Annotated in this window: 4 protein-coding genes; 2 read left to right on the top strand and 2 right to left on the bottom strand. The window is 68.2% G+C overall.

Annotated elements, in window-relative coordinates:
* Positions 1 to 147: 147 nt before the first annotated feature.
* Positions 148 to 699, bottom strand: a complete 552-nt coding sequence (locus EX88_RS0122315) for a phosphatase PAP2 family protein (protein ID WP_036149833.1) — start codon at positions 697 to 699, stop codon at positions 148 to 150.
* Positions 696 to 1880: a glycosyltransferase family 4 protein gene (locus EX88_RS0122310; protein WP_031374192.1), complete on the bottom strand. Its 1185-nt coding sequence runs from the start codon at positions 1878 to 1880 to the stop codon at positions 696 to 698. Before EX88_RS0122310 ends, EX88_RS0122315 begins: the two co-directional genes overlap by 4 nt.
* Positions 1881 to 2114: 234 nt before the next feature.
* Here EX88_RS0122310 and EX88_RS0122305 point away from each other — a divergent pair, with 234 nt between their 5' ends.
* Both EX88_RS0122305 and mdoH read left to right on the top strand, forming a co-directional pair.
* Entirely contained in the window at positions 2115 to 3653 is a 1539-nt protein-coding gene (locus EX88_RS0122305; protein ID WP_031374191.1) for a glucan biosynthesis protein, read from the top strand.
* Complete coding sequence (gene mdoH, locus EX88_RS0122300) at positions 3650 to 5569, top strand: glucans biosynthesis glucosyltransferase MdoH (protein ID WP_051885435.1); 1920 nt, start codon at positions 3650 to 3652, stop codon at positions 5567 to 5569. Before EX88_RS0122305 ends, mdoH begins: the two co-directional genes overlap by 4 nt.
* Positions 5570 to 5720 lie beyond the last annotated feature (151 nt).

Below are 5720 nucleotides of genomic sequence, written 5' to 3'. Positions count from 1 at the left end.
ATCAAAATCTCGGCAACGGCAACGGCAACGGCAACGGCAACGGCAACGGCAACGGCGCCATCGATCGTGAGATCTGGTAGCCAACGCCGGTAACCGAGCGAACGCAGTCGCGGCTCACGCCGCTCCTACAGGGATGGATTCATTGCTTCAACCGAACAACGAAACCCCCGGCACCAGCCACAGCGAAAACCCGGCCAGGCTCGATCCGATCACCGTCGCGGCCAGCACGTCGCTGGGGTAATGCAAGCCCAGCACCACGCGCGAGGCGGCGACGCTCGCGGTGAAGGGGATCAGCAACCACGCCAGCATCGGGTAATGCGCCATCGCCACCAGGCTGAAGGCCACCGCGTGCAGGGTGTGGCCGGAGGGGAAACTGAACTCGTCCAGCGGCGCCACCCAGGCATGGATGCGTTGATCGGAAGCGAACGGGCGCGGGCGGCGGGTCCAGCGTTTGAGCAGTTTGTACAACGCCAGCGCGATCACCCCGGTGGCGGCCAGATGCGCCGAGGCGCGCAGGCCGTCGTAGCCGTCGGCAAGGATCAGCGCGGCCATCAGCGCGTACCAGAACATCCCGTCGCCGAGGCGGCTGACCGCCGCGAAATAGGCGCGCGAGCCGCTGCGTTCGCCGAGGCGATTGGCGCGCAGGCACCAGCCGGACTCGCCGGCGATCAGACGTTTTCGCAACGGCAGCCGGTTCATACGACCTCCTGGGTCGGTTTGCTTTCGTCGTTGATGCGGCGGGTCGTGCGGTTGTGCGGATTGCGATCGGCCAGGCCGTGCAACAGGGCATCGAAATCGGCCGCGACCTGTTCCGGGCGCAGGCCGCTGATCGCCTCGCGGCCTGCGCGGGACATTCCCGCGCGCAAGGCATCCTCGCTGCCGATGCGCACCGCCGCGGCGACGAAGCCGGCGTCGTCGCCGTCGGCGACGGCCGCGCCGTGGACGCCGTCGCGCAGGTGTTCGTGGGCGGCGCCGTAGTCGAAGGCGACCGTCGGCACGCCGCTGGCCATGGCTTCCAGGGTGACGTTGCCGAAGGTCTCGCTGTGGCTCGGAAACAGGAACAGGTCGCCGCTGGCGAAATGCTCGGCCAGGGTCTCGCCGCGTTTGAGCCCGCAGAAGATGAAATCCGGGTTGTCGCGCTGCAGCTTCTCCCGCGCCGGCCCGTCGCCGACCCAAACGAAGCGCGCCTCGGGGCGCATCTGCTGCAACGAGCGGAACGCGCGCACGGCCAGTTCGAGGTTCTTCTCCGCGGCGATGCGGCCGACGTAGATCGCAGCCAGGCCGTTCTCGTCCAGGCCCCATTCGCGGCGCAGCTCGGCGCGGCGGCGGCTGGGGTCGAACAATACGGTGTCGACCGCGCGCGGCAGCCGCACCACGTCCTCGAAACCCTGGCTGCGCAGGAACTCGACGAGTTCGCGGGTGGGCACCAGGGTGGCGTCGGCGCCGTTGTGGAAGCGGCGCATCCAGCGCAGGGCGGTGCCGACCAGGAACGGTGCGCCGTAGTCGCGCATGTACTCGTCGAAGCGGGTGTGGAAACCGGTCGCAGCGGGGATGCGCAGGCGCCGGGCTGTGCGCAGCGCCGACCAGCCGAGGGGGCCTTCGGTGGCAACGTAGACCGCATCGGGGCGATGCGCGCTCCAGGCCTGGGTCAGGCGGGCGGCGCAGGGCAGGCCGAAGCGCAGGCCCGGGTAGCGCGGCAGCGGCAGGCCCTTGACCAGCAACTCGTGGGCGGCGCCGTCCTGGGCTTCGCCGTGCTGGCGCGGACGGACCAGGCCGACCTCGTGGCCACGCGCACGCAGACCCTGCTCCAGACCCTGTACGGTCAGGGCCACGCCGTTGATTTCCGGCGGATAGGTCTCGGTGACGATCGCGTAGCGCATGCGCGGCTCCCGGTTTGGGCAAGCCTGGGCGCGATCCATGTCCCGGCCGTGGCGGGGCGATGACAGGGCGGTGACGCGGTCGGAGTGGCCGCGTTCATGTGACGCAATCGGCATTTCGCCGTGCGTTTGGAGCTGAAAACCCGCGAGTCAATGCCGTCGTGCAAGGGCCATGTTCCGGAGTGTTAACAACCTGATCCCTACAATCGCCCGGTTTACCCCCTCCGAAGGTGGCGTGTGCACCGACGCGAATTGATCAAGGCCGGGCTGTCCCTGCCGTTGGCCGGCCTGGCCGGGGGCGGGCTGCCGTGGTCGGCGCTGGCCGCGACCGGCCCCGGGCGGGCTTTCGACGCGGCCACGGTGCCGGGCTTGGCGCGCGCGCTGGCGGCTAAGCCCTATCGGCCGGCCGATGCCGACCTGCCCGAGGCGCTGGCGCGGATCAAGTACGACACCTACCGCGATATCCGTTTCGATCCCAAGCAGGCCTTGTGGAAAGCCGAGGGACTGCCGTTCCAGTTGCAGTTTTTCCATCGCGCGTTCTTGTTCAAGCATCGGGTCGACATTCACCGCGTGCACGGCGGCGTCGCCACGCCGGTGGTGTATCGGCCGCAGATGTTCGGCTTCGGCAGCGCGCCGAAGCCGACCCAGGACGACCTGGGTTTCGCCGGCTTCCGCGTGCATGCGCCGATCAACCGCGGCGACTACTTCGACGAGGTCTGCGCCTTCCTCGGCGCGAGTTATTTCCGCGCGGTCGCCAAGGACCTGCTGTACGGGCTGTCGGCGCGCGGCCTGGCGCTGAATACCGGCGCCGGCAACAGCGAAGAGTTTCCGGTGTTCACCGGCTTCTGGATCGAACAGCCTGCGGCGGGGGCCAAGCAGATCGTCGTGCACGCGCTGATGGACAGCCCGAGCGTGGCCGGGGCGATGCGTTTCGCGATCACGCCAGGCACCGAGACGGTGTTCGACACGCAGTTGCGTCTGTACCCGCGTGTCGTCCTCGACCGGGTCGGCATCGCGCCTTTGACCAGCATGTATCACTTCGACGCTACCGATCGCGTCGGCGTGGACGACTTCCGCCCGGCGGTGCACGACTCCGATGGCCTGGCCCTGCACAACGGCGCCGGCGAACAGATCTGGCGCCCGCTGCGCAATCCCAAGACCCTGCAGGAAAGCGCGTTCCAGGACCGTCGCCCGCGCGCGTTCGGCCTGATGCAGCGCAAGCGCGGCTTCGCCGATTACGCCGACAGCGAGGCGCACTACGAGCGCCGCCCGAGTCTGTGGGTCGAGCCCGTGGGCGATTGGGGCGAGGGCGCGGTGCATCTGATCGAAATCCCGACCGGCGACGAGTATCACGACAACATCGTCGCCTTCTGGCGGCCGCGCGCGCCGCTCGCGGCCGGGCGCGAGCATCGCTACGACTACCGCCTGCACTGGTGCGCGAAACACGCCTGGAAGCCGGCGCAGGCGACGGTGAGCCGTACCCGGATCGGCGCCGGCAACATCGGCGCCGGCAACGGTGCGGCGCGGCGGATCGTCATCGACCTCGATGGCGGACGCCTGAGCCAGCTCGCCGCCGACGCCAAACCGCGCGCGGTGGTCTGGGCCTCGGCCGGGCGCATCGTCAACGCGATCGCCCATCCCAACACCGGCACCGGCGGCTGGCGAATGTCGTTCGAACTCGAACCGGGCACTGCCCGCTCGGTCGAGTTGCGCGCGGTGCTCGAAGACGGCGACGGCCCCCTTTCCGAAACCTGGCTTTATCGTTGGACTGCATGAACTCAACCGTCGCTCCCCCGCAACGACCCCTCTCCGTGCCGTTCGAAGCGCTGCCCCCGGAATCGCCCCTGACGATGCCGGTGCAATCGCTGAGCAGCGGCGAACGTTCCGGCAACGCCCTGCCGAGCGAGCCGAAGGGCATGGCCCTGCGCCGCCTGTACGTGATCGGCGGCGCCGCGCTGCTGACTCTGGTCGCGGCCTATCACATCCTGCGCGTGCTCTACGTCGGCGGACTGAACCTGCTCGAAGGCGTGCTGTTGCTGCTGTTCGTGGCGCTGTTCGCCTGGATCGCGCTGGCCTTCACCAGCTCGCTGGCCGGGTTCGCCCTGATCCTGTCGCGGCGGCGCTGGCGCCTGGGCCTGAAGCAGGGCGGCGAATTGCCGGCGCTCGGCGAACGCACCGCTCTGTTGGTGCCGACCTACAACGAAGATCCCGAGCGGCTGATGGCCGGCCTGCAGGCGATCTACGAATCGGTGGCCGCCACCGGCCAGCTCGATCGTTTCGATTTCTTCATCCTCAGCGACACCACCAAGGAACCGATCCGCCAGGCCGAGATCCGCGCCTTCCATTCCTTGCGCGAACGCACCGGCGGCCAGCAGCGCATCTTCTATCGCCGGCGCAAGAACAACGCCGAACGCAAGGCCGGCAACATCGCCGAGTGGGTGCGCCGTTTCGGCGCCGCCTATCCGCAGATGCTGATCCTCGACGCCGACAGCCTGATGACCGGGGAGGTCATCGTGAAGTTGTCGAGCGCGATGGAACGCCACCCCGACGTCGCGCTGATCCAGACCCTGCCGATGATCGTCAACGGCCAAACCCTGTTCGCGCGCATGCAGCAGTTCGCCGGGCGCGTCTACGGCCCGGTGATCGCCTACGGCATCGCCTGGTGGCACGGCGCCGAGAGCAACTACTGGGGCCATAACGCGATCATCCGCACCCGCGCCTTCGCCGAGCACGCCGGCCTGCCGGAACTGCGCGGCCGCAAGCCCTTCGGCGGCACGGTGTTGAGCCACGATTTCGTCGAGGCCGCCCTGATGCGTCGCGGCGGCTGGGCCTTGCACATGCTGCCGGGCCTGGTCGGCAGCTATGAAGAAGGCCCGCCCTCGCTGACCGACATGCTGGTGCGCGACCGCCGCTGGTGCCAGGGCAATCTGCAGCACACCGCGGTGCTGCCGGCGAAAGGCCTGCACTGGATCAGCCGCATGCACCTGCTGATGGGCATCGGTCATTACTTCACCGCGCCGATGTGGGCGGTGATGATGCTGATCGGCTTGGCGATTCCGCTCGATAAGGCCGGCTTCTTCAACTGGGAAAGCGCGCGCCTGCCCGGCTTCTCGCCGGGCGATTACTGGCGCGACCAGGACCCCCAGCGCGCGCTGTGGGTGTTCGTGGCGACGATGGCGGTATTGCTGACGCCGAAGGTGATGGGTTTCATCACCATGCTGCTCGACGGCAACACCCGGCGCGGCTGCGGCGGTGCGATCCGAGCGTTCTTCAGCATGATCCTGGAGACCCTGCTGGCGGCGTTGATGGCGCCGATCACGATGTACGTGCAGTCGCGCGGCGTCGCCGAGGTGCTGTCGGGCAAGGACTCGGGTTGGGAATCGCAGCGTCGCGACGACGGCAGCCTGCCGTTGTCGGGATTGATCCGCAGTTACGGCGGCCTGACTCTGTTCGGCCTGCTGATCGGCGCGATGGCCTATGTGGTGTCGCCGCCGCTGGCGGCGTGGATGTCGCCGGTGATCATCGGCCTGGTGGTGTCGATTCCGGTGGTGGCGCTGACCTCGGCGCGCGGGCCCGGGCTATGGCTGCGGCGGATCGGGATCTTCCGTATTCCAGAAGAGATCACCCCACCGCCGGTGTTGGTGAGGGCGAAGCAATTGCGGGCCGAGGCGGCGCAGCGGACGACGGGTTGATCGCTACTCTGCTTCCGCATTCGCCGTAGTGCATATGTAGGAGCGGCGTGAGCCGCGACCGCGGTGCTTCGGTCTTGCGGCGCATCGTTCAAGAAAGATCTAGATCAAACGCTAAAAGCTTCCGCCACTAAAGCGGCGGGTTACTTTCTTT

This window comes from Lysobacter antibioticus, from assembly GCF_000731095.1.
GTDB classification, from domain to species: domain Bacteria; phylum Pseudomonadota; class Gammaproteobacteria; order Xanthomonadales; family Xanthomonadaceae; genus Lysobacter; species Lysobacter antibioticus_B.
Note: the sequence above shows the minus strand (reverse complement) of the source record. Positions and strands in the feature narration are given on the sequence as shown.